Genomic DNA, 23,381 nt, shown 5'->3' on the forward strand with positions numbered 1-23,381 from the left:
CGGCGATAGCGGTGGATGAGCGGGTCATCCCTCGGATTCGATCAAGCGGGGTAAAGCGAAGGGCGGGATTGCGCGGCCCAGACTCCATCGGCTCGCACAGCGCGATAATCGATGGCTGCAGCATACACCGCCCTGCGGGTGGGTGAAAGCGAAATCTTCTTGGTCAATCGCGGCCCTGATCGGCGGCGCTGGCCTCGCAGGTGGCGTCAAGGCCGAGGGCGTGGCGTTCGGCCTGGGCGATATCGACGAACATCTGGATGTCACGCTCGCGCCGGCTTGCCGAGAGGGATTTCTCTTTCGCTGCTTCCCAGGCTGCGTCGATGGCTGGGTACAGCGCCTCGGCGGCGGCGGTGTCGCCGCGATCGCGCAGGATGGCGGCCTTCAGCATCAGTGCGCGCTCGACATTCTCGGCGTTGCCGCGCTCGATGGATTGCTCGACAAGCATCAAGGCTTGCGCATGGTTGCATTGATTGAGGGCCATGAGCGCGAAGCGGTTTTCGGCGCCCATCGGATCATCGGAGCAACTGATCAACAGGAAAACGGAGAGCATCGGCACAAGCCAGCATCGGCGCGGCCGTGGGTGCGAAGTGGTGGCGATCATGATCGGGGGTCCTGAGTTTATTGGCCTGGCGCGGGCTGCTGAAACTTGCCGAGTCGCGTCACCGAGATATCGCTGGTGAAGACCACGCCCATGTGCTTGTTGAAGAACGGGGTGAGCCCTTCAAGGATGGGGCTAGCCAGATCCTCGGGGACGGCGGTGATGATCATCACCAGTACGTCATCGGCGTTGAACATCAGATGGCCTTCGTGGCTGCCATGCGAGCCCTTGCCGGAGAGATTATGCACCAGGGTCCAGCCGCTGACGCCGGCGCGCTCTAGGAGATCGATGACGAACTCTTGGTATTCCCCCTGAACGATAATCTCCAACTTCTTCATAGTGCTCTGCTTGAGCGCTTGCATCTTGGATGATCTCCTGAAAACGGTGAATCTGAACCATCAGGCGGATGCCGGCCGCAGGTTGTTTGGTGCCGCAGGCTCGATCGGTCCGGTCGGCCCGATGCGCTGCCAATCGCCAGCCTCGAAGCCATGGATGCAGCCGCTCTCTGGATCGAGCACCAGCAGCCTGATCCAGCCGTTCCGCACCAGCTCGCGCGGCTTGTAGAGCCGATTCAGCAGACTTTGCACCAGCGGTAGCGGGGCCTCAATGACCGTGACCAGCCGCATCGGCTTGTGATAGGGCCGATCGCCCTTGAGCACGGTCTGCGCTGGGAGTCCGGTGCGCAGATCGCTGAGGTTGCCGCTCATGACGCCAAAGCGACCGGTGATGTTGTGGACCACCTTGCTGCCGCTGCCGAAGCCTTCATTATCGACCACCGAGAAATAATGCTCGAGGTTGATCCATTGAGCGACGATCAACGGGCCGGAGAAGATGCCTTCGAGCAGACGACCGTTTGCATCGAGTCGATAATCATACGAATGAAGGAAGCTGCGGCCGTCCAGATCGAGCCCTTGGGTCAGTGCACGACCCCCGATGATGAAGCTGGCATTCTTCGACAGGCCCCATTCGGGGCGCACCTGGGTCCAATCCAGCGCGTGGCGCTTGACGCGCCGGGCCGCAGCCTCCGGGCTGTTGACAGCCTTCTCGTCGAGTTCTCGGCAGCGCTCCAGGGCGCACAACCGCCCGGCTGCAGTCAGATCCTCTTGGATGCGGGTCATGCGCGTGAGCACGGCGGGCGGTAGCTGATCCAGATCGGCCGGCAGGATCTCGTCGGTGGTGGTGTCGTGCAGCAGGGGGACGAACCAGGTCTCATCCGGGATCAGGATGCCGTCGTCGGCGAGCACTGCGCGCACCTCGCGGCGGTTGGCCATGGCGGCGAAGATGCGGGCGTTGATCAGCCCCTGGTCGCCACCGCAGGCACCGCAATCCAGCGCCGATTCATAGGGATTGTTCTCCGAGGTACTGCCGTGGCCGACCACCAGTACAGTCCGACCAAAGCCGTCGGTGAGGCCGATCGAGCGCAAGGCATTGCCGACCAGCTGCGCCTGGCGCTGGTGACGAAAGCCGATCTTGGCCAGATGCTCGAGCTGGATGCGCGCCTGGTCCGGGTTGACCCGGTACTCGACCTGCAGCGAGTGGATGAAGACCGCCTCGCTGGCCGGCTCGATGTCGAAACGATCGGCGAAGGTGGTACTACTGCCCCGGCGCTGCCTGAGTGCGACCTCGCGCAGTTCGCGAATCATCGGGCTGGTGAGGGCTTCGCGCTTGATGCTGAAATGCCGCTCGGCGGCGCGGATGATCATCTCGTCCTGCAAATGCATGATCAGCTCCTGCGCCTCCTCTTCGCTGATCTTGTCGATCAGCAGCCGCAGCGGCGGCTTTTGGCTCTCCAGACGTTGGCGCCAGGTGTTGTAGGCCTGTGGGGCAAAGGTCTTGCCGACCATATCGAAGCCGAACAGCAGCCCGACCGCCTCGACCGTGACATAGGGCGCGAGCACGGTGTTCTTAAGATCGTGCACCACCTCGTGCGCCAGCTCATAGAGCGAGTACGAGGCCTCGGCGTGGGTGTGCGGCATCTCGACGACGACGTTGTGCGGCTGCACAACGGCCGGACAGAGCGCGGTCTCATGGCCCTTGCCGAACTCGATGAAGCTGAGCGGGATGCCGAAAAAGCCGGCGATGCCATAGGTCTCGTAGTCGCCGAGTGCCTCGAGCTGGCGGCGCAAACGCTCGCAGCGGACATCGATGCAGAACAGCGCTTGGACGACATCGCGAGCACTGGCGCCAGCGCTTGCATCTGAACTTGGGTCTGAACTTGGGGATGGAGTGGGACTCAAGCTTGGGCCTGGGCCGAGCGCGGGGAGCAGTCGGTCGATGTAGGTCTGCTCCAGTGCGCGGGTCCAGGTCATACCTTCGCCGGGCTTGAAGGCATAGATGCCATCGATCAGCTGCAAGAGTGCGTCGTCTGAATAGCCGAGTAATTGCTCGCGAGAGATGCCGGCACGCTCCGCCATCGCCAGGATGCGGCGCGCGCGGGTGCAGGCCTCGCGCCTCAGCTTGGCGCGCTCGTATTCTAGGAAGAGCGCATCAATGCGGGCCGGATCAGCACGCTCGACGGCCACCTCGACCCGGTGCGCGAAGTCCGGCAGCACGGTGCCGGCGTTAAGTTCGTGCCGCAGCAGGCACTCGCGGGGATGGGATTCGACAAAGTGCTTGAGCGCCGGCCAGGTCAGCTCGCGCTTCAGGCGGCGACCGGCGTCCTCGAGCAAGGCGAGGGCGAGTACCAGTCGGATAGCCAGGAAATCGACCAGGTCGGCGGGGTTGCGCTCTTGCCAGTAGTAGTGGCGGGCCTGGGCGCGCCAGCGGACGAAACCAGCCCAACCATGGAGCTTGCTGAGTTCGACGGTGAAGCTGTCCATCCAGAGTGATTCTGGGACGCCGAGGCGGCGCATGACCCGATCGATCATCACCTCGGGCTGGTCGGTCTCGGCGAGGATGGCGCCGACGTCCATGCCGCGCATCTTCAGGCGTCGGTTGCGCCGTGCGATCCGGCTCCAGCCGCGAAACAGACCTTGGCGGCGGCCGGGCATGCGCCAGATCGACTGGCCTTCGTCGAAGAAGTCCATCAGTCCCTTGATCAGCAGCTCGTTCAGGGTCTCGCCGATGCGGGTACCGAAGAGCTGATCAACGGCATCGTAGAGGGTCAGCTCGCGACCGAGCTGAGCGGCGAACTGCGGATCGGCATTGGCTGTCATTGCGCTGACTCCCGGTCGGTGCCCTGGCTGCCCTGGCTGACTTGGTTGACAGGCCGCTTGGCGCTGGTGGCGATCAGGATGTTGGGTTGCGTAGGCAGGCTAGCACCTCTTCGGCGCAGGGCGTGCGATCGCCGGGCGTGGGTTGATCAAGCCCGGTCAGCATCGCCATCAGCAGGCGTTTGAGGAGGACGCTATCGTCAGCATCGGCGCGGGTACTGCCCGTGACTTCAGTGATGTTGTCGGTATCAGTAGCGTGAGCGGCGAGCCAGGCGTCGACCTGGTCGCTGACCAGGGTCTCGAGCACGGCGAGGTCGATGTCGCCCTCGGCGAGCATGCGCTGATAATCGGTGCGGCGCAGCCAGCCGCGGGCATGGAATAGGCGGGTCGCCTCGGCTACGGCCTGCTGGAACGGAAGGTGCTCGAGTCCGTGCAGCGGGTTGTGGTGGATGAAGTTGCGCATCGGCCAGAAGAACGGCAAGACCTCGCCGGCCATGGTGACCATGGAGCGGATCTTGAGGCGCTGGCCGAGGCTTGGCTCGGATTTGGAGCTGCTGGTCATAGGGCGCGCTCTACCAAGAAGAGTCCAAAGAGGGCCAGCGCGAGCATGCCGGCGCTATGAGCGACCGTGCCTTCTGGCTTGAGATCACGATAGCGCAGATCGTCGCGCGGGATGCCGAAGATGATGCCGGTCAGCAGATTGATGCCGGCCCAGGTCCAGAGCAGCCAAGAGAGCCCCAGCGGCAATAAGGTGACGAGTTCGTTCCTACCGACACCGCCGAAGGCAAGGTCGGTGATGGCGAAAAAGCCGGGCGAGAAGGGCACGGCGATGGCCACCAGCACGGCGATGACGAACAGGGTCGAGAAGTGCGGCATGCGCTGCCCGAGACCTGGATAGAGGCCGACGCGAGCGATACCGAAGCGGCGCGCCAGGCTGTCGAACAAGAACAGCAGCGGCACTAGCGGTAGCGCGAGCCCCAATGCGGGTAGCAAGGGCGGTACCTGGTGGGCGATGCCAACCCAGATCAGCGCCAGCGCCGAGGTATAGAGCTGCGCTAGCCAGATCCGCCCATCGCGCGCGCTCAGCATCCGAAAGGCATAGAACAGCGAGGTGGCTCCGCCCCAGAGCGCGAAAGGGATCATCAGGGCCGGGGCCTTGCCGTTGGCGAGTGCAAGCCCAAGCGCGATCAGGCCGACGCCCGCCAGCGGCATCAACAGGATGAGCGCGGCCTGCGTCAGGGGCTGACCGAGCCGGCCCTGACCGGTCGATTGCAGCAGCAGGTTGACGCCGATGCTGAGCGGGAATAGCGGCAGCAGCAGGCCGGCGAGCAGGAAGCAGAGTAGGGTCAAGATCGCATCCCCCGGTCCTTTGGCCTCAGACCCAGCGCAGCAGCGTGTTCAGGCGCTTGGAGGCGGCCAGCATCGCCTCGCCCGTACGGCTGTAGAGGTCGGCGATATAGAACTCGCGCGACATCAGAGCGTAGAGGCTGATATAGAGCCCGCGCCAGCGCCGGTTCAAGGGTTGGCGCTCGGCGGTGGAGCGAAACACCATCAGCCAGCCACCGGCGATCAACGCGATCAACATCAGGAGCACCAGCACGAAGGAGGTGACATTGACCGAGGCGGCCGAATACAGGGCCTCGCGGAACGCCGGGTCGGGGTAGAGCAGCGCATCGAAGGCATGACCGACCAGCACATAGGTCAGGATCACCAAGCCGAACGAGAGGATGACGTAGAACAGCACCGTAAACGGCCGCTCGCCGCCGATCTTGTAGACGAAGAACAGGGTCTGAGCACCAGTGATCCAGCCGAACAACAGCAGGATGAGCGCGCCCTGATGATGCAGGAAGCCTTCATCGACCAGCTGATGGGCACCGAACACGATCAGCAACGGCACGGTGATGGTGATGCCGGCGAAGACGACCCAGGACACCGGCGGATGCGGCACCTTGCGCTCGACCATGAACTTGTAGATCTCGCCCTCGGGGATGTTCGGATCCTTGCGAGCGTTGCCGATGATGGCGCCGGAGCCGAGAAACAGCGTCGCCTTGAAGACACCATGCGCGATCAGGTGGTAGATCGCCAGCGAGAAGGCGCCGAGGCCGCATTCCATCACCATATAGCCCATTTGGCCCATGGTCGAGTAGCCGAGGGCCTTCTTGATGTCGCTCTGCATCAGCATCATCAGCGAGCCCATGATGGTGGTGATCAGCCCCACCGCGAACGCGAGCAGCAGCACGCCTTCGGTGTGCACGAAGATCGGCGCGAAGCGGTTGATCAGGAAGCCGCCAGAGTTGACGATGCCTGCGTGCATCAGCGCCGAGACCGGGGTGGGCCCGTCCATGGTGTAGGGCAGCCAGGTATGCAGCGGGAACTGCGCCGATTTGGCGAAGGCCGCGAGCAGGATCAGCACGCCAAGGGTCTCGGCGAGTGGCAGCCCAAGCAGTGTGGTGGTCTCGGGTGCCGCCGCCATGGCCGCGAACACCTCAGGTAGGTTCAGGGTGCCGAAGGCGTGGTAGATGAGCGCGACGGCGGCCAGCAGCGGCAGGTCGCCGACCCGGTGCGTGAACAGGGTCCAGAACGCGTAGCGGGTCGCCGCTGGGCGGCGGCTATCGTGATTGAGCAGGAAGTACAAAAAGACGCCGACCAGATGCCAGGCCAGCAGCAATGTGAGCAGATCGCCGGCCATGACCATCAGCAGGATCACCGCGACGATCCCGTCGAGCAGCACGAAGAACCGGGTGTAGGCCGGATCATCCTGCATGTAGCGGACCGAGAACACATGCACAACCAGGCTCACGCCGCTGACCAGGAGCGCCATCAGGGTGCTCAGCCAGTCGACGTAGAGCCTGAACAGCCCGAGGTCGAGCCCAAGGCCGATGCCGACCAGGCGACCGCTATCGGCGCTCAGCTGATCGACGAAGAGGACCAAGGCGAGCACGAGCGTGAGCGCGCTGGCGCTCACGCTAATGCGCGCGACTGACTCACCGAGACGCCCGGCACTGAGCCGAACGGCCAGCGCCGAGGTGAGCATCAGCAGGGGCAGGGCATAAGCCAAGGGGGCCATGGGTCAGCGCGGGCTCTGGTCTCTCGATGCGGTGCGCGTGGAGCGACGGGTGAGTGTATCAGGATCGCGGCCAATCGACCCAAAGGGTGCGGCGAAATCGCGCGCACCTCGCGCGTGCTGCTTGTTATCCTTATGAGGAAGCGAGGCTGCGTCTCCCGGCTGGGGCGCAGCCCTTTTTCTTCGTCCGCGCGATCGCGCAGGTCCAAACCGTGTACCTTCAGTATTTCGGGCTCAGTGAAGCCAGCTTCTCGATTACCCCAGACCCACAGTACCTGTTCCTCAGCGAGCAGCACCGCGAGGCGCTGGCGCATCTGCTCTATGGAGCCGGCGAGAACGGTGGCTTCGTCTTGCTGACCGGCGAGGTCGGCACCGGCAAGACCACGGTCTGCCGCGCCTTCTTGGAGCAGACGCCGGAGCAGGTCGACGTCGCGCTGGTTTTGAATCCGGCGATGACGGCGATCGAGCTGATGCATGCGATCTGCCACGAATTCGGGGTGACGACGCCCGACGCACATGACTCGGTGAAGGTGCTGGTCGACCGCCTGAACAGCTTCCTGCTCGACGCCCACGCGCGCGGTCGTCATCCGGTGGTGGTCATCGACGAGGCGCAGAACCTGCGCCCACAGGTGCTCGAACAGGTGCGGTTGCTGACCAACCTCGAGACTTCGAAGCAAAAGTTGCTGCAGATCTTCCTCATCGGCCAGCCCGAACTGCGCGAGATCCTGGCCTCGCGGGAGCTGCGACAGCTCAACCAGCGCATCACCGCGCGCTTCCATCTCAATCCGCTCTCGGCGCGCGAGACCGCAGCCTATGTGGATCACCGCGTCACCGTTGCCGGCGTTCAGCGGCCGTTGTTCAGCGCGGCGGCACTGCGCGAGGTGCATCGGCGCTCGCGTGGCGTGCCGCGGCTGATCAATCTGATCTGCGATCGCGCGCTGCTCGGCGCTGCGGTGAGTCGGCGCCTGCAGGTAACGCCCCCCATCGTGCGCCGCGCAGCGCGGGAATTGCTCGGCGATCAACATCCACAGCAACCGCCACGCCGGCAGTCACGGCTGGCGATGGCCGCAGCCCTGGTCCTAGCGCTTGGGCTGGGCGGCTGGCTGGGCGCCTCCGGGCTGCTGGAGCAAACCCAGCAGCAGCTCGATCGAGCACGGCAGGTCTGGGCCGCACTGCAAGCCGAGGAGGAACAGGAACGCGCCGAGGGCGTCGCGCTGAATGCGACCGCTGATGCCACCGATGTCGCCGCAGCTGCCGATGCCACGGATGCCACCGAGACGACAGCCGCGAGCGACGAGGCCGTGGTTGCCAGCGAGACCGAGGCGAGCGATCGCTCCAACGCGACCACCGCTGGCGAGCTGGCCGACGCCGACAATGCTGACGCCAACAATGCCGACGCCGATCACGCCGGGACGACGGCTGACTCTGCTCCATCCCCGAGCCATGAGCTAGACGATGCCACCTTCCGCCCAGACGAGGTGACCTCCCGCATCGCGCTCGTGCGCATGGCCCCGCTGGTGCCAGAGGCTGAGCTTGGCGAGCTGACCGAGCTGTTGCTGGAGGAGCACGAATCGCTTCCAGCCCTGTTGCAACCCTGGGGCCATGCGCCGGACGCGGCCGCAGACTGTGACGCGGTCACGGACCTGGGGCTCGACTGCGAGCGCTCGAGCGAGCGCTGGAGTGATTTGCGACTGTTCGATCGCCCGGCCGTGTTGGAACTGATGATCGACGGCCAGCAACGCCATGCGCTGATCACCGGCATCGATGACGAGTACGCGGTCTTGGAACGCGGCGCGGTTCGCCGCCGGGTGCCGATCGTAACCCTGGACGAGCGTTGGTCTGGCGACGTGCTCATGCTCTGGCGTCTCCCGCCAACCGGCACACGCCTGATCGGCCCCAGCACGAGCGGCGAGGCGGTGCCCTGGCTGCGGCAGCGGCTCGCAGCATTGCCCGACGCCACGCTGAGCGACCTGAGCAGTCCTCGCTATGACGCGGACCTGCAGGCGGCGGTTCGCGAGTTCCAACGGGGTCGCGGCTTGAGCGTTGACGGTATCGCCGGACCGCGCACCCTGATCCTGTTGAATAACGCCGTCTCCGATCGCGAGATCCCGCGCCTAAGCCAGTCGCGGATGATGCCCTAGGCTGGTTCCGGGTTCCGAGCGCCTTATGTCGTACATCCTGGACGCACTGAAAAAATCGCAGCGTGAGCGCGAGCTGGGACAAGTCCCGCGTCTCCAGGCGCCGGTGTTCGACGAACCGCTCGAACAGACGCGCGCCCAGCGCTGGATCATCGCCACCTTTGCGTTGGCCGCACTCGCGGCGATACTCGCAGTCTATGTCGCATTGCGGCCGCCGATCGCGAACGCGCCGGATGCGAACACGCCTGATGCTGGTATGGCACGCAGCGAAGAGGTGCCGATGAGCCCTCGGGTCGCCAGCGGCGCGCGTGAAGCGCCAGAGGCCGAGGTCGTGCCCGAATCCGAGCCCGAGAGGCCAGAGTCATCCGCCAACACCGAGGAATCTGTCGTTGTTGACAGTGCCGTTGACAGGGCTGTGGATAACGCGCTCGCCGCATTGCCGAGGGCGGATGCGGATCATGTCGGGGAGACCGGGGGCACGACGGATGATCGCGATGCCGAGCCGCAGGTGCTGGTCGTGCCGGCGCCGCCGAAACCTGGCGAGCGGCTACCGCGAGGCGCCGATGAGCTGCGACGCGCGGTGCTTGGCATCGATGCCTCGCCTTCCGATGCCGCGTCTTCGCCCGAGCCGCGCAAGCCGGCGCAACCCAAGGCCCCCGTGCCGGAGCATGCGCCGGTCCCGCCAGAGTTGATCGCCGAGATTGAGGCATTCAAGCGCATCTTTCGCGAGGAGGGCGGCCGTGGGTCCGCCGCCAGCGCGGAGACAGCCTCCAAACGCACCAGGTTGCCAACGCCCGAGTCAGCGCCCAAATCATCAACGTCCCAATCAGCGGAGCGAAGGACGCAACAAGCGACGCAAGCCGCGACGCCCTTGAGCGATCAGCCCGCGCCATTGAGCACGACGCTGCGGCGCGAACTCCCGTCATTCTCAATGACGGTGCATGTCTACGACGATGACCCCTCGCGACGCTTCGTCTATCTGAATGGCAGTAAACTGCGCGAGGGAGAACTGGCTCGCGATGGCTTTTTCCTCGAAGAGGTGCGTGCCGATGGTGCCGTGTTGCGCTACGACGCGCATCGGTTCTTTCTGTCACCCTGACCAGGCGCACTCAGGCAAAGGCGATCAAGCGCAGGGCATCGAGGCGCAAGCGGCTGTTGGCAAGCGTCTCGGCGAGCGCATCACGCTCGGCTTCCAGCGCCGCGATCTCCTCGGCCCGCACTGCTGGATTGCGGCGGGTGAGGTCGCGCAGCCGGTCCAACTCCGCATCGAGCTGCGCACGCATCTGCGCGCCCGCCTGCTCGCGTAATGCTCGCGTCTCGCGCGCGGCCTCCTGCTCGGCCAGGGTCACCATGGCCTCGATCACCTTGCTCTTCGCCTGCAGCAGCGCGCGCGCGAGCGGGCGCCGGGGACGCAGACATTTGCCGCCGAGCGCGTCCGGGTCGATCTCGACGCTGCGCTCCTGGCCCTGCTCATCGATCAGCATGCGCCGCGCGGTCGGCGGCAGGAAGCGCTGCGCATTGAGGGCCGGCGGCGCTGGGCATTCAGCGACATAGACCGCTTCCAGCAGCAAGGCACTGGAGGGGAAGCGCTTGTCCTGGGTCAGGACCAGCGCGCTGGTCCCCAGATGCGAGCCAGTCACCAACTCGAGCGCGGCTCGGGTCAGCGGATGCTCGCGGGTCAGGAACCGCCGCTCCTCGTGGGCGAGCGCGTGCTGGCGGCTGAAGGTTGCGGTCAGGCCCTCGTCTGGCAGCCCCGGGAAGCGCTCTTGCAGCATGTGGGCACCGGGACGCACGACGAGACTGCCGCCGGGCCCGGGCTCGCGCTCGACCCCGAAGGCATCCCAGAGCCCGGTCAGGAAGATCTCGATGGTGGGGTCACGGTCCTCCTCCTCGAGCGCCTGTACCAGGGCGGCGCCGCGCGCCGGGCGATGTGAGCTGAGTTCGAGGAGTCGATCGCGGCCGGCGGCGAGTTCGGTATCCAGGCGTGAGCGCAGCGTCTGGGCCTCGTTGATCAGCGCCTCGATCGCGGCCGGCTCCGGCGCCGGGTCGGCAAGCAATGCGTGCAGCGCCTCGCGCTGTTCCCAGAACACCGCCGGCGCTGCAGGCTGGTGCGCGGAGAAGGCATCCAGCCCCTCGTGATACCAGCGGTACAGCAGCTCATCCGGAGTCCCGGCACGATAGGGGACATGGATGCGGATGGTCTCGGTCTGGCCGATGCGATCGAGCCGGCCGATGCGCTGCTCGAGCAGTTCCGGATCGGCGGGCAGATCGAACAGCACCAGGTGATGGGCGAACTGGAAATTGCGCCCCTCGCTGCCGATCTCGGAGCAGAGCAGGATCTGGGTGCCTTCCTCGGGGTCGGCGAAGAAGGCGGCGGCGCGGTCGCGCTCGACGATCGGCATCTCCTCATGGAAAATCGCAGCCTGGATGCCTGCGCGCTCGAGCAACGCTCGGCGCAGATCCAGCACGGTCTCGGCGGTCGTGGTGATCAGTAACACTTTGGCTGGCGCGAGTTCACGCAGTTGTGCGATCAGCCAATCGAGGCGCGGATCCTGCTCCAGCCCCTCCGGATCATCGATCGCCGCCCAGAGTGCATCGAGCGGATCGACCTGGTTGTCAGCGGCCGCATCGTCTGCGTCAGCGGTCGCCTCGAGCCGCGCCGGATGCAGCACGCGCTCGGGAAAACCGCTGATGGCGGCGCGGGTATTGCGGAACAGCACCCGGCCGGTGCCATGCCGGTCGAGCAATTGGTCGATGAGCGCCTGCCGCTCGCGCGTGGCCGCGTTGGGTGCGTCCGTTGCCCCGGACTGTGCTGTTGCGGGGGGCTTGCCTGCTGCCTCAAGTTCGCCCGCAGCCTCGGGGCGTCCTGTTATCTCGGACTCGCCTATTGCGTTGGGCTTTTCTGCCGCGTCGGGTTCGCCTGCGGCCTCGTCGGTGTCGGCAGCGCGTGCCGGCGCGGCGCTCGATCCGTCTCCATCGAGCAGCACATCCAGTCGTGCCTGTTCGTCCGCGCTCAGCGGCGTCTCGTCCAGCAGTCGAGTCACCAGCTCGGCGACCGGCGCGTACCCTTCCTCTTCGGCGAGAAAGGCCTCGTAGTCACCGAAGCGCTCCGGATCCAGTAGTCGCAAGCGGCCGAAGTGTCCCGCGCGACCCAGTTGCTCCGGGGTGGCGGTCAATAGCAGCACTGCCGGTATCTTGGCGGCGAGGCCGGCGACCAGCTCATAGCCCGGGCTGCTCGCCTCGGGTGACCATTCCAGATGATGCGCCTCGTCGCAGATCAACAGATCCCAGTCGGCGTGCAGCGCGGCATCCGCCAGGCTGACATCCTCGGTGAGCAGATCCAGGCCGCAGAGGATGCGTTGCTCGGACTCGAACGGATTGGCGCCTTGCCGCGCCAGCGCCTGCACCCGTTTGCGATCGAACAGGGCGACGCTCAGATTGAAGCGGCGCAGCAACTCGACCAACCATTGATGCAAGAGCGGCTCGGGCACCAGGATCAGCACCCGATGCACGCGCCCGGCCAGCAACAGTCGATGCAGGATCAAGCCGGCCTCGATGGTCTTGCCAAGCCCAACCTCATCGGCCAGTAGCACGCGCGGATGGTGACGATCGGCGACTTCGGCGGCGATGTGCAATTGATGGGGGATCGGGCTGATGCGGGCGCCGAGCAGCCCGCGCGCGGGGGCCGTGGCCAGCCGCGCGGTCTGCTCCAGCGCCTGCACCCGCAGCCGGAACCAGGTGTCGCTATCCAGGCGTCCGGCGCGCAGGCGTTGCTGCGGGCGGCTCAGGCGCAGCCGTGGATCGATGCGGGTCTCGGGCAGGGGTTGTTCGTTGCCGGCGGTATCGCGCACCAGATAGGTCACGAAGCCATTGTGCTCGAGCTGGTCGACCACGGTCAGGTCACGGCCTTCCAGATCGCGTAGCAGCTCGCCGGCCGCGAGCTGCGCGCGCCATAGCGGTGTATTGTCGGCGGCATAGGTACGGCGCTCGCCCGTGGCTGGAAACAGCAGGGTGACACGGCGATGCTCGACCGCCTCGACCATGCCGAGGCCAAGCTCGGGCTGTGTCTCGGAGAGCCAACGTTGGCCAACGGCAAAGGCGGGGACGGGCTCGGACATAGGGCAGCTCGGTCAACAGTCAAACAGACCTGCCAATTATCCGGACTTTTGCCTCGCTTCGCACGACTACGTTGCTGGAGTCTTTCATCATGCATCCACAAACGCCGCTGACGCTGGTCATCGCGCCCAATGCGCTCAAGGGGAGCTGCGCGGCGAGCGCCGCCGCCGCCGCGCTTGCCGAGGGCGCGCGCCGTGCCGCTCCCGAGGCCGAGATCCGGCAAGTACCGGTCGCCGACGGCGGCGATGGGCTGCTCGAGATTGCCTGCGCGGCGCTCGGCGCCGAGCGCCGCGAGCGGCGCGTTACCGGGCCAGCCTTTACCGCAGTGGACGCTGCCTTCGCCTGGCTATCCCGGGAGCGCACCGCGATCATCGAGATGGCGCTCGCCAGTGGGCTCGCGCTGCTCGATCCCGCAGATCGTGATCCGACCGCGACCACCACCCTCGGCACCGGTGAGCTGATGCGCGAGGCGCTGGCGCTCGGTGCCGAGACCCTGATCATCGGGCTCGGCGGCAGTGCCACCAACGACGGCGGCATCGGCATGGCGAGCGCGCTCGGCTATCGCTTTCTCGATGCACAAGGGCGGGCACTGCGGCCGGTCGGCGCCGCGCTCCCGCGCATCGCGCGGATCGATAGCCTGGGTGTCGATCCTCGGCTGCGGGGGGTGAGGATCGAGGCGATGTGCGATGTCGAGAATCCGCTGACGGGCGCCACCGGTGCCGCTGCGGCCTATGGACCACAGAAAGGTGCCACCGCTGAATCGATCGCTGTCCTGGATGCTGGCCTCCGGCACTTGGCCGAACGCTTGCGCCAAGACCTCGACTGCGACGCTGAATCGGTGCCCGGGGCTGGCGCCGCCGGTGGTCTCGGTGCCGGACTCATGGCCTTCTGCGCGGCTGAGCTTCGTCCCGGTGCCGAGCTGGTGCTTGATCTGGTCGGGCTGGAGCACGCGCTGGAGGGGGCGGATCTGGTCCTGACCGCCGAGGGCCGGATCGATGCGCGGACCGCATGTGGTAAGGCGCCCGCTGCGGTTGCCGCGCGCGCGCGCCGACATGGCATCCCGTGCATCGGGATCGGGGGGAGCATCGGCGAGGGGATCGACGCGCTGCATGGGCTGGGCCTGGATGCCGTCTTCTCGCTCTGCCCGGGGCCCATTGAGCTGGTCGAGGCCGAACGGCGAGTTGAAGTGCTGCTGGCGAAAACCGCCGAGCAGGTGGTGCGCGCCTTCTTGGCTGGGCGCGGCGGGTACGCAGCCCGCTAACACGCTGGCCCCACTAATGCTGACAGGCCGTGCAATAGAAGCTCGAGCGCTGGCCGATGCGGCGCTGACGGATACGCCCGCCGCAGTTCGGGCAGGGCTGCTCGGCGCGCCCGTAGACGCGCAGTGACTGGGCGAAATAGCCCGGCTTGCCATCCTCTTGCACGAAGTCGCGCAGGCTGGTGCCGCCCTGGGCGATGGCGTTGGCGAGCACACTGCGAATGGTGCTTGCTAGTACCTCCATGCGCGCACGGCTGATGCGCCCCGCAGCGCGGTTTGGATGGATGCGGGCCAGATGCAAGGCTTCGTTCGCGTAGATATTGCCGACGCCGACGACCACATGGCTGTCCATGATGAAGGTCTTGATCGGTGCCCGCCGTCCACGCGCGCGCTGGTGAAGGTAGGCGCCGCTGAACGCCGGCCCGAGCGGTTCCGGCCCCAGAGCGCGCAGCAGGGGGTGCGCCTCGGCCGGCGCCGCCGTCCATTGCAGCATCCCGAAGCGGCGCGGATCACGGAAGCGCAGGCACGGCCCATCGTCGAGACACAGATCGACATGGTCATGCGGGCCCGGCGCCGTGCTCGCCGGCACCACCCGCAGGCTGCCGGACATGCCCAGGTGCAGCATCAACACGCCCTGTTCGAGGTCGAGCAGCAGGTATTTGCCGCGCCGGCGTAGCGCGAGGATGCGCTGGCCGGCAACGCGCTCGCTGGTGTCGGGCGGGATCGGCCAGCGCAGGCGGGGCTCGCGGACTTCGAGTCGCTCGATCAGGCGCCCGCGCAGATGCGGCTCGATGCCGCGCAGGCTGGTCTCGACCTCGGGCAGTTCGGGCATGTCGGTGTTGTCTCCAAAATCAATACTCGAGCAGGGGTTTTTTCGCGCGCGATGGGAACACGATGAGCGGCGGGTTGCCTTACTCGTTTAGACAATGCAGAGTCGTGTACCAATGGTGCCGATCGTCACCGCCTTATACTTTCCGAGAATCTCCATGACCCCATACGGACTGCTCGACCTGCCTGCCTGGCAGGTGGCCCTGATTACCCTGGTGCTGACGCATCTCACCATCGTCGCGGTGACCGTCTTCCTGCATCGTGCCCAGGCCCATCGCGCCTTGGACCTGCATCCGGTCCCGGAGCACTTCTTTCGCTTCTGGCTCTGGCTGACCACCGGCATGGGCACCCGTGAGTGGGTCGCCGTGCATCGCAAACATCATGCGCGCTGCGAGACCGCCGATGATCCGCATAGCCCGCAGGTGCTGGGGCTGCGCAAGGTATTCTGGCAGGGTGCGGAACTCTACGGCGCCAGCGCCAAGGATGCCACCATCGTCAAGCGCTTCGGCCAGGGCACGCCGGATGACTGGATCGAGCGTCATCTCTACAGCCGTCTGGCCTGGCAGGGCTGCGGGCTGATGCTGATCATCGATCTCGCCTTGTTTGGTGTCTACGGCATTACCGCCTGGGCAGTGCAGATGCTCTGGATTCCGATCATGGCGGCCGGCGTGATCAACGGTGTCGGCCATTACTGGGGATATCGCAACTACGACACCCCAGACGCATCGGCCAATATCGCCCCCTGGGGCATCCTGATCGGCGGCGAGGAGCTGCACAACAACCATCATGCCTTTCCAGCCTCGGCGCGCCTCTCGATGCGCTGGTGGGAGTTCGATATCGGCTGGCTCTACATTCGGCTGCTATCGCTGCTTGGGTTGGCCCGGGTCAAGAAGCTGCCGCCGCGCGCGACTATCGTCGAGGGCAAGCAGAGCGTTGACATGGATACGCTGAAGGCGCTCCTGGTGGCGCGCATGCATGTGATCCGCCGTTACAGCAAGGAGGTGCTGCAGCCGGTGACGCACGCCGAACTCTGCCGCAGCGAGCCGCATTGCCGGCGCCTAAAGCGACAGGCGCGCAAGCTTTTGGTGCGCGAACAACTGGATGAGTCGAGCCGACGGTGCTTGGAACACCTGTTGGCTAGTAGCCAACAGCTCAAGGTGGTCTACCAGTTCCGCGAGCAATTGCGCCAAATCTGGGAGCGCAACGCCCCCTCGCAGGAGGCGCTGCTGAAGTTGCTCGAGGATTGGTGCCAGCGTGCCGAGGCCACGGGCATTCAGGCCCTGGAGGGGTTCTCGCGGAATCTGCGGGGACTGGCGTTGGTGAGCGCGCAGGGCTGATTCCGTGCTCCGTACTCCGCGTGCAGGGCGGCTCAGGGCTCCGCGCTCAGGTAGCAGATCCAGCCGGCATCGGGCTCTGCCCGCGTGACCGGCTTGAAGATCCCGTCCGGCTCGCCGTGCTCATCCCAGCCCTGCCAGTAGATGCGCGGCTGGCGGAAGCCGGCCTCGATGAGTAGCTCGCGCAGCTCGGGCAGGGTCCAGAGCCGCCAGGAATAGCGGAATGCGTGATCCAGGCGTGAGCCGTCCGGGAAGGCGAAGTGGATCGCGCACTGCATGAGCCCGCTGATCGGGTCGTAGTCGGTCTGGTCCCAGAGATAGGTGAAGGGCGGGCCCGCGTCGTCTTCGATGTCGCGCTCCTCGGTGATGACGCGATAGGCATCGTAGCCCCCATAGCTATCGAGGATGAACAGCCCATCGTCGACCAGTCGCTCGCGCACGCGCTGAAAGTAGCGCCGCAAGGCCGCACGCTCGGTGATCAACCACCAGCTAAAGTTCATCGCCAGCACCAGATCGACCGGCTCGTGGTGCCCCTTGGCCGAGTGTTCTGGGCCAAGGTCCAACACATCCGCTTCGATCAACCGCAGGCGCGCGCGCTGCTCTGGGGGCAGCGCGGGCAGCCGCTCCTCGCGCGTCCATTTCAGCACGGCGGGGTCATTGTCGATCCCGACCGCCCGATGGCTCGCATGCCGTGCGACCCATTCGCGGCACACCGCAGCCGTGCCACAGAAGTCCTCGGCGAGCGAGCGGGCAGGGCGCCCGCGCAGATCGTGAAAGGTTTGCTGGATAAAATCCACCTCCGCCTCCGGGCATTGCACCGCGCGTTCGTAGAGCGCGTGGCGGTCGGCTTGATCGGCTTGGCGCGTGCTGGCGCTGGACGCGACCGAGAAGGGGCGGGGTTGGGTTCTGTGATCTGGGCTCATCGCTCGATGCTGGGTTGGGCCGGGCTACGGATATTTGCAAGGGAGTAGGGGTTTCGCTTAAGCTTGACGGCTTGATGCGCAGGGACGCAACCGTCGAATTCCGCGCATGGTCGCCCTGAATGATCGCGGAATCCGTTGGCGGAACCGAGCATCAAGTGCATTCCGGAGAGGTGTCCGAGTGGCTTAAGGAGCACGCCTGGAAAGTGTGTATAGGTTCATAGCCTATCGTGGGTTCGAATCCCACCCTCTCCGCCACATCGAAAACAGGGCAAGTTGTTTCGCTTAAAAAGGCGCTACCTCGGAGTCATTCGCACGGTCGTGATGAGGCTGTAACCGCGATGAGGGAGGTGATTGCGACCATGACGACCCGCTCTGTGCGCTCCATCGTCTTAGCGCTCTTCCTTTTATCTCTTGTCCCGCTCGCGTGGGTGCATGCCAACCCAACGCTCGACGCTGCGGCGACGGATCAGGCTCCGCTTCAGGATTTATTGGCGCTGCTCGAGCAAGAGACCGAGCTGGCCACGCGCAGCGGCATGAATGCCGACTATGTCCCCGGCATGGCAACGATCCTCTCGGGCGATGATCTGCTGGTGCGCGGCGTGCGCAATGTCGGCGAGGCCTTGACGCTGGTGCCGGGCATCAGCGATGGCATGGAGATGAGCGGCGAGCGGCAGATCCTCAGCCGTGGCATCGGCTTCGGCTACGCCTCGGGCAACATCAAGATCCTGCTCGATGGCGTGTCGATGAACTCGACCCTGTATGCCACCGCGAATCCGGTGCTGAACATCCCGATCGAGCAGGTGAAGCGCATCGAGGTCATTCGCGGACCGGGCGCCTCGGTGCATGGCGAGTATGCCTTTGCCGGGGTTGTCGATGTCATCACCCGTAAGTCGCAACGCAGATTCCATGTGCAAGCCATGGATGGGGGCGGCGATCGTGGCGGCGGTGGCCTCTGGTTTTGGCGCGATCACCAGCGCGATCTCTCCGTGTCCTTCAACGTGTTCGGCTTAGACGGCGACGCCGGCGTCGATGTGGCTGAGGACGCGCTCTATGGGATCAATCTGCCCGAGCTGTCGAACGCACCGGGAAAGAGTAACGAGTCGCATCGCTATCGAGGGTTGTTCGCCGACGTCATCTGGGGCGACTTCTTCGCGGCGGTGAAGATTCTCGACGACGACTATGGCGACGCGTTCGGCATCAACCACTTCCTGCCGCCCGAGGATGATCAACTCGCCTCGCGCCAGGGTTATGAATCGTTGCAGCTCGGCGGCAACCTGCAGCTCAGCGAACAGTTGCGCACACAGCTGCGCCTGGAAGCATTGCGCCACCACCGTGATCGCGATGATCTCTACGTCGCACCGGCCGGCTACTTCCTCGAGCACGAGCCGGTCTACATGAGTCAGGACTACCGCGAGACGCGCTACCTCGCTGCGGCCGACCTGCACTGGCGAGCGCATCCGCGCCATACGCTGTTCGTTGGGCTCGAGGCGCGTCATGTGCAGGTCGACGAGGCGACCTGGGACTGGCCAGCGGCCTTTGCGATCGATGTCCCCTGGTTGGACGAGGATCTCAGCCGCCGCATCCTGAGCCTCGTCGTGCAGGATCAAGCCCGCGTCGGCGAGCAGCTCACCGTGACCGCTGCCTTGCGCTTCGATGAGTACAGCGATGTTGGCACCTACCTGAGCCCGCGCTTGGCTGCGGTCTGGCGGATCAATGATGAGCACATCCTCAAGCTGCAATACGCGCGTGCGTTTCGGCCGCCGACCTTCTACGAGCTGACTTATCCGGGGGAAGGCACGGATGAGGTACGCGCCGGCGAGATCACGACCTATGAACTCGGCTACATCCTGAAGAAACCGCGCTGGGAGGCTCGGCTCATCCTGTTCCAGTCCGATCTCTCGGATTCGATTGTGTTCGGATACGACAAGGAGGGCTATATCAATAGCGCCGATGCGCGCTTGCGTGGCATCGAAGTCGAATACACTCAGCGGCTGCTGCCCACGCTGAAGCTGGACGCCAATCTCTCTTATGTGGAGAGCGTTGATTTAGGACTGGATCAGCGCCCGCTGCCCGGCGGCACCGATCTGCTGGGGAATCTGGCCTTGCTGTGGCAGCCGATCGATGCCTGGACCGCCGCGCTGCAACTGCGCTCTGTCGGAGACCGAGCGCGGCAACCCTCGGATACGCGCTCGTCCGTGGATGCCTACACCTTAGCCGACCTGACCCTGAGCTATGCGACCTCCGATCGTGGCCTCTTTGCGCACCTCGGGGTGAAGAATCTAACCGATGCCGATGTGCGCTTTCCCGAGCAACCCACGGGGTTTGGTGAGATCGACTTGGTCTATCGAGAGGACTATCCGCGCTCGGGACGCCATTGGTGGCTGTCCGTCGGCTACGCGTTTTGACCATGTCGGGCCATGTTGTCGGTCGCTTCCGGCTCCTGTGTGTCGCCCTCGCGTGTCTCGCGCTCTCGGGTTATGGTGCCGAGAGTCTGGCGCGGACCCTGTGGCCGGAAGACCAGCAGCGGCTGCGGGTTGGGCTCAGGATCTTTCCGGCCGTGCTGGGCGCCTTGGAAGGATTGGAGCAGCGTCGATCCGCTGCTGGAGCGCTGCATGTGGTCGTCACCTATCAGGGATCGGATGACGCAGTGCACCAAGTCGTCACGGCCCTCGAGGAGATCGATCAGATTCAAGACATGCCGCTGGATGTCAAGGTGTTGGCACTCGATGACCTCCAGGTGTATCGCGGGCCGCCCTTGGGCGGGATTTTCATCGCCAGCGTCGACATCGAGCCGGCGTTCCTGCAGCGTCTGTCGATCACTCACAAGGTGTTGGTGTTTTCGCCGTTCGCGGGCGATGTCAAGGCTGGCGCGGTCGCGGGCATCCATGTCACCGATCGGATCTTACCGGCGATCAATCGAGTGCAGGCGCAACGTGCCGGTGTGCGCTTCAAGGCCTTTTTCCTGAGGGTCGCGCATCATGCCGAGTGAGCACCGATTTGTCGAAGAGCGTCCGACCTTTGTGTTCGAGCGCAATCTGGCGGCGATCTTTGGCTTACTTGGCCTGCTGTTGACCGGGTTGATCACTGGCTATTGGCTGCTCGTGCTCGAGCCGAGCCTGCAGGCCGACGCCGAGAGCCGGGCACACGCGCTCGCCCAGGCCCAAGCGCGCAGCCTTGAATCGCTATTTGCGATCGATTTGCCGCCGGAGAGCCTCATCACCGCGATTAACACCCGCCTTGACGGTATCCTGCTGCTCAAGGAGCAGGGGACGGAGACAGCGCTCACCGACCGGGTGGTGCTCGAGTTCGATCCGCATGCCACGCCTCTGACGACCGAGCAGTTGACGCTCGCGCGTGGGGAGATGACATGCCCCGACGCCTGCTTCGTGACCGAGGAGCCGCTCTATCATCCGCGCAAGCATCTGCTGATTGGCATTGCCACCTTTTATGCCAATACCGAGTCGCTGAGCGCGTTGATCAGCGATGTTCGCAGCAAGCTGTTCTGGACCGGATGCGCGGTCCTCTTGCTCATCGTGTTGGGATGGTTATCCGCAGGCTGGTTGCTGCGCCGCCTCAGAGAGAGCGAGACGAATCTCCGCAGCCTGCTGGACGTCGCGCCATTCCCGATGTTGTTGCTCGATCACTCGCAGACCCTGATCGTTCGCGCCAACCTGGCGGCCGTTCGTTACCTAGGCTTACACAAAGCCGCCAACGCACAACTCAGCAGTGAGACCTGGAAACGGCTCGGCGAGGACGGGCTGCCGAGCGAGGAGGAGGGGCAACGCGAGATGCAGTGGCGAGATCAAGACGATCAACTGCATTGGGCCGTGGTCTCGGTGATCCAGCTCAGTGTCTCTGGCGCGCCGCACTGCCTGGTCTCGCTGGTGGACATCTCGGAGCTGAAACTCATCCAGCAGCGCTTGCACCAGGCGGCGAACACCGACGCCCTGACGCAGAGCTACAACCGGCGGTATCTGTTCGATCGGCTGCACCAGGAGATGATCCGCTGCGATCGTGAGGCCCATGGCCTGTCGGTGATCCTATTCGACTTGGACGAATTCAAAACGATCAACGACACCTTCGGCCATACCGTGGGCGACACGGTGCTCGCCAGTGCGGCGGAGGTCTTACGGCGGTGCGTGCGAGCCGTGGATGTGTGTGGACGTTACGGCGGCGAAGAATTTCTGGTGATCCTACCGTCCGCGACGGCCACGGCGGCGTTCGAGATCGCCGAGCGCATCCGTGGCGAGATCAGCGCCTTGAGCTGGCCGTCGTCCGAACTCCGGGTCACCATCAGCGGGGGCGTGGCGGAATACAGCAACGGCACCATCGATACGCTGCTCGAAGCTGCGGACCGCAACCTCTATCGGGCCAAGGAGACGGGACGTAACCGGATCGTCTATTGAGACGAGGGCCTTACTTGGCATTGGCAGCTTGGCTGTCTTGGTAGTGCTTTTACCATGACTTTACATAATATACATTATGCGCAATTACATTGTAACTACTTGCACGCTCAAATCGCGTCGATCGCTTCGCGCAGGGTCAAGACGGGCTGGATCTTCAAGCCGTCGACCCCCCCTCTGGGCACGTTGCCCTTGGGCACGATCGCTTGCTTGAAGCCATGCTTGGCGGCCTCGCGCAGCCGATCCGGGCCGTTGGGTACCGGGCGGATCTCGCCGGCGAGGCCGACCTCACCAAAGACCGCCAGATCCACCGGCAAGGCTCGGTCGCGGAAGCTTGAAAGCACCGCGAGCAGTACCGCCAGATCGGCGGCGGTCTCGGTCACCCGCACGCCACCGACGACGTTGGCGAACACGTCCTGGTCGAACATCCCGATGCCGCCATGGCGATGCAACACCGCCAGCAACATCGCCAACCGGTTCTGTTCCAGCCCCACCGCGAGCCGACGCGGATTGGCCAGTGGGCTCTGGTCGACCAGCGCCTGCACCTCGACCAGCATCGGCCGCGTGCCCTCGCGCGTGACCAGTACCACCGAGCCTGGCGCCGGTTCCGCGTGGCGTGAGAGGAAGATCGCCGAGGGGTTCGAGACCTGCCGCAGGCCACGGTCGGTCATCGCGAAGACGCCCAACTCGTTGACGGCGCCGAAGCGATTCTTGACCGCGCGCACCAGCCGATGGGGGCTGCCGGATTCGCCCTCGAAATAGAGCACGGTGTCGACCATGTGTTCGAGCACGCGCGGCCCGGCCAAGGCGCCCTCCTTGGTGACATGGCCGACCAGGAACACGGTGGTCTCGGTGAGCTTGGCATGGCGGACCAACTGGGCCGCCGTTTCGCGCACTTGCGAGACCGAGCCCGGCGCTGAGGTCAGCGCCTCGGTGAACAGGGTTTGGATCGAGTCGATCACCAACACGCGCGGTGCCTCAGCGGCAGCAGTGGCCAGGATCTGCTCGATGCAGGTCTCGGCAAGCAGGTTGAGCCCGCCCGGCGCGAGCCCGAGCCGCTGCGCGCGCAAGCTGACCTGCTGCGGTGATTCCTCGCCGGTCACATAGAGCACCGAACTTTTGCTTGAGGCGAAGGCTGGGTTGGCGTCGATCGCGGCGCTGGCCTGCAGCAGTAGCGTCGATTTGCCGATCCCAGGGTCGCCGCCGATCAGCACCACCGAGCCCTGCACCAGCCCACCACCGAGCACGCGGTCGAGCTCGGCAATGCCGCTTGGGCTGCGCACCTCCTGTTCGGGTGCAATCTCGGCGAGTCGGTGGATGGCGTTGAGGTTCGCGCGCGCGGCTTGTCCAGCAGCCGCGCCGGCGTAGCCGCCACCGCCAGGTCGCGTCGTGGCCTTGGGTGGCAGCGTGACCTGCTCGATGCTGTTCCAAGCGCCGCAATCGGCGCAGCGGCCGCTCCATTTTGGCGACTGGGCGCCGCAGTTGTTGCAAACGTAGGCGCTGCGGCCCTTGGTGGTCGTTGGGCTCAAGAGCGCGGCTCCTGTGTGTGATCTCGTATTTGGGATAG

General features: G+C 65.2%; 17 protein-coding genes and 1 tRNA gene. 8 read left to right on the forward strand and 10 right to left on the reverse strand.

Annotated elements, in window-relative coordinates:
* Positions 1-163 precede the first annotated feature (163 nt).
* The 6 genes from AC54T3_RS06105 to AC54T3_RS06130 all read right to left on the reverse strand — a co-directional run bounded on the left by AC54T3_RS06105 (position 164) and on the right by AC54T3_RS06130 (position 6,817).
* Complete coding sequence (locus AC54T3_RS06105) at positions 164-550, reverse strand: hypothetical protein (protein WP_496623230.1); 387 nt, start codon at positions 548-550, stop codon at positions 164-166.
* A 68-nt stretch (positions 551-618) separates the two neighbouring features.
* Complete coding sequence (locus tag AC54T3_RS06110) at positions 619-960, reverse strand: P-II family nitrogen regulator (RefSeq protein ID WP_496623231.1); 342 nt, start codon at positions 958-960, stop codon at positions 619-621.
* A gap of 36 nt (positions 961-996) precedes the next feature.
* Positions 997-3,753: a DUF2309 domain-containing protein gene (locus tag AC54T3_RS06115; protein ID WP_496623232.1), complete on the reverse strand. Its 2,757-nt coding sequence runs from the start codon at positions 3,751-3,753 to the stop codon at positions 997-999.
* A 73-nt stretch (positions 3,754-3,826) separates the two neighbouring features.
* Entirely contained in the window at positions 3,827-4,312 is a 486-nt protein-coding gene (locus tag AC54T3_RS06120) for a putative inorganic carbon transporter subunit DabA (protein WP_496623233.1), read from the reverse strand.
* Positions 4,309-5,100 carry a hypothetical protein gene (locus AC54T3_RS06125; protein WP_496623234.1) on the reverse strand — a complete coding sequence of 264 codons (792 nt, stop codon included), beginning with the start codon at positions 5,098-5,100 and terminating at the stop codon, positions 4,309-4,311. Before AC54T3_RS06125 ends, AC54T3_RS06120 begins: the two co-directional genes overlap by 4 nt.
* Before the next feature lie 25 nt (positions 5,101-5,125).
* Complete coding sequence (locus AC54T3_RS06130; protein ID WP_496623236.1) at positions 5,126-6,817, reverse strand: NADH-quinone oxidoreductase subunit 5 family protein; 1,692 nt, start codon at positions 6,815-6,817, stop codon at positions 5,126-5,128.
* A gap of 209 nt (positions 6,818-7,026) precedes the next feature.
* On the opposite strand from AC54T3_RS06130, the gene AC54T3_RS06135 reads away from it, so the two are divergent.
* On the forward strand, positions 7,027-8,955 hold the full coding sequence (locus AC54T3_RS06135) for an ExeA family protein (RefSeq protein ID WP_496623238.1): 1,929 nt from the start codon (positions 7,027-7,029) through the stop codon (positions 8,953-8,955).
* Between the two features lie 25 nt (positions 8,956-8,980).
* Positions 8,981-10,051 carry a general secretion pathway protein GspB gene (locus AC54T3_RS06140; protein ID WP_496623239.1) on the forward strand — a complete coding sequence of 357 codons (1,071 nt, stop codon included), beginning with the start codon at positions 8,981-8,983 and terminating at the stop codon, positions 10,049-10,051.
* Positions 10,052-10,061: 10 nt separating this feature from the next.
* Here AC54T3_RS06140 and rapA read toward each other — a convergent pair whose 3' ends face one another.
* Positions 10,062-13,070 carry an RNA polymerase-associated protein RapA gene (gene rapA / locus AC54T3_RS06145; RefSeq protein ID WP_496623240.1) on the reverse strand — a complete coding sequence of 1,003 codons (3,009 nt, stop codon included), beginning with the start codon at positions 13,068-13,070 and terminating at the stop codon, positions 10,062-10,064.
* 89 nt (positions 13,071-13,159) lie between these two features.
* Between rapA and AC54T3_RS06150 the strand changes: the two genes are divergently transcribed.
* A complete protein-coding gene (locus tag AC54T3_RS06150) occupies positions 13,160-14,329 on the forward strand; it encodes a glycerate kinase (protein WP_496623242.1) in 1,170 nt (389 codons plus the stop codon).
* Between the two features lie 13 nt (positions 14,330-14,342).
* Here AC54T3_RS06150 and mutM read toward each other — a convergent pair whose 3' ends face one another.
* Positions 14,343-15,158 (reverse strand): bifunctional DNA-formamidopyrimidine glycosylase/DNA-(apurinic or apyrimidinic site) lyase, encoded by an 816-nt coding sequence (gene mutM / locus AC54T3_RS06155; RefSeq protein ID WP_496623244.1) that lies wholly within the window; start codon positions 15,156-15,158, stop codon positions 14,343-14,345.
* 154 nt (positions 15,159-15,312) lie between these two features.
* On the opposite strand from mutM, the gene AC54T3_RS06160 reads away from it, so the two are divergent.
* Positions 15,313-16,491, forward strand: coding sequence for a DesA family fatty acid desaturase (locus AC54T3_RS06160; RefSeq protein ID WP_496623246.1), 1,179 nt, complete (start codon positions 15,313-15,315; stop codon positions 16,489-16,491).
* A gap of 32 nt (positions 16,492-16,523) precedes the next feature.
* On the opposite strand, the gene AC54T3_RS06165 is transcribed toward AC54T3_RS06160, so the two are convergent.
* Positions 16,524-17,411: a class I SAM-dependent methyltransferase gene (locus tag AC54T3_RS06165; RefSeq protein ID WP_496623247.1), complete on the reverse strand. Its 888-nt coding sequence runs from the start codon at positions 17,409-17,411 to the stop codon at positions 16,524-16,526.
* Between the two features lie 164 nt (positions 17,412-17,575).
* On the opposite strand from AC54T3_RS06165, the gene AC54T3_RS06170 reads away from it, so the two are divergent.
* The 4 genes from AC54T3_RS06170 (at position 17,576) to AC54T3_RS06185 (ending at position 21,817) form a co-directional block, all read left to right on the forward strand.
* Positions 17,576-17,666, forward strand: a tRNA-Ser gene (locus AC54T3_RS06170).
* A gap of 104 nt (positions 17,667-17,770) precedes the next feature.
* Complete coding sequence (locus AC54T3_RS06175) at positions 17,771-19,816, forward strand: TonB-dependent receptor plug domain-containing protein (RefSeq protein WP_496623249.1); 2,046 nt, start codon at positions 17,771-17,773, stop codon at positions 19,814-19,816.
* Between the two features lie 2 nt (positions 19,817-19,818).
* A complete protein-coding gene (locus AC54T3_RS06180) occupies positions 19,819-20,400 on the forward strand; it encodes a hypothetical protein (protein ID WP_496623251.1) in 582 nt (193 codons plus the stop codon).
* On the forward strand, positions 20,390-21,817 hold the full coding sequence (locus AC54T3_RS06185; RefSeq protein WP_496623252.1) for a GGDEF domain-containing protein: 1,428 nt from the start codon (positions 20,390-20,392) through the stop codon (positions 21,815-21,817). The genes AC54T3_RS06180 and AC54T3_RS06185 overlap by 11 nt, the downstream gene beginning before the upstream one ends.
* 107 nt (positions 21,818-21,924) lie before the next feature.
* On the opposite strand, the gene radA is transcribed toward AC54T3_RS06185, so the two are convergent.
* Positions 21,925-23,343 carry a DNA repair protein RadA gene (gene radA / locus AC54T3_RS06190; protein ID WP_496623255.1) on the reverse strand — a complete coding sequence of 473 codons (1,419 nt, stop codon included), beginning with the start codon at positions 23,341-23,343 and terminating at the stop codon, positions 21,925-21,927.
* Positions 23,344-23,381: the final 38 nt, after the last annotated feature.

It is taken from the genome of Halochromatium sp. NSM3, assembly GCF_059621085.1.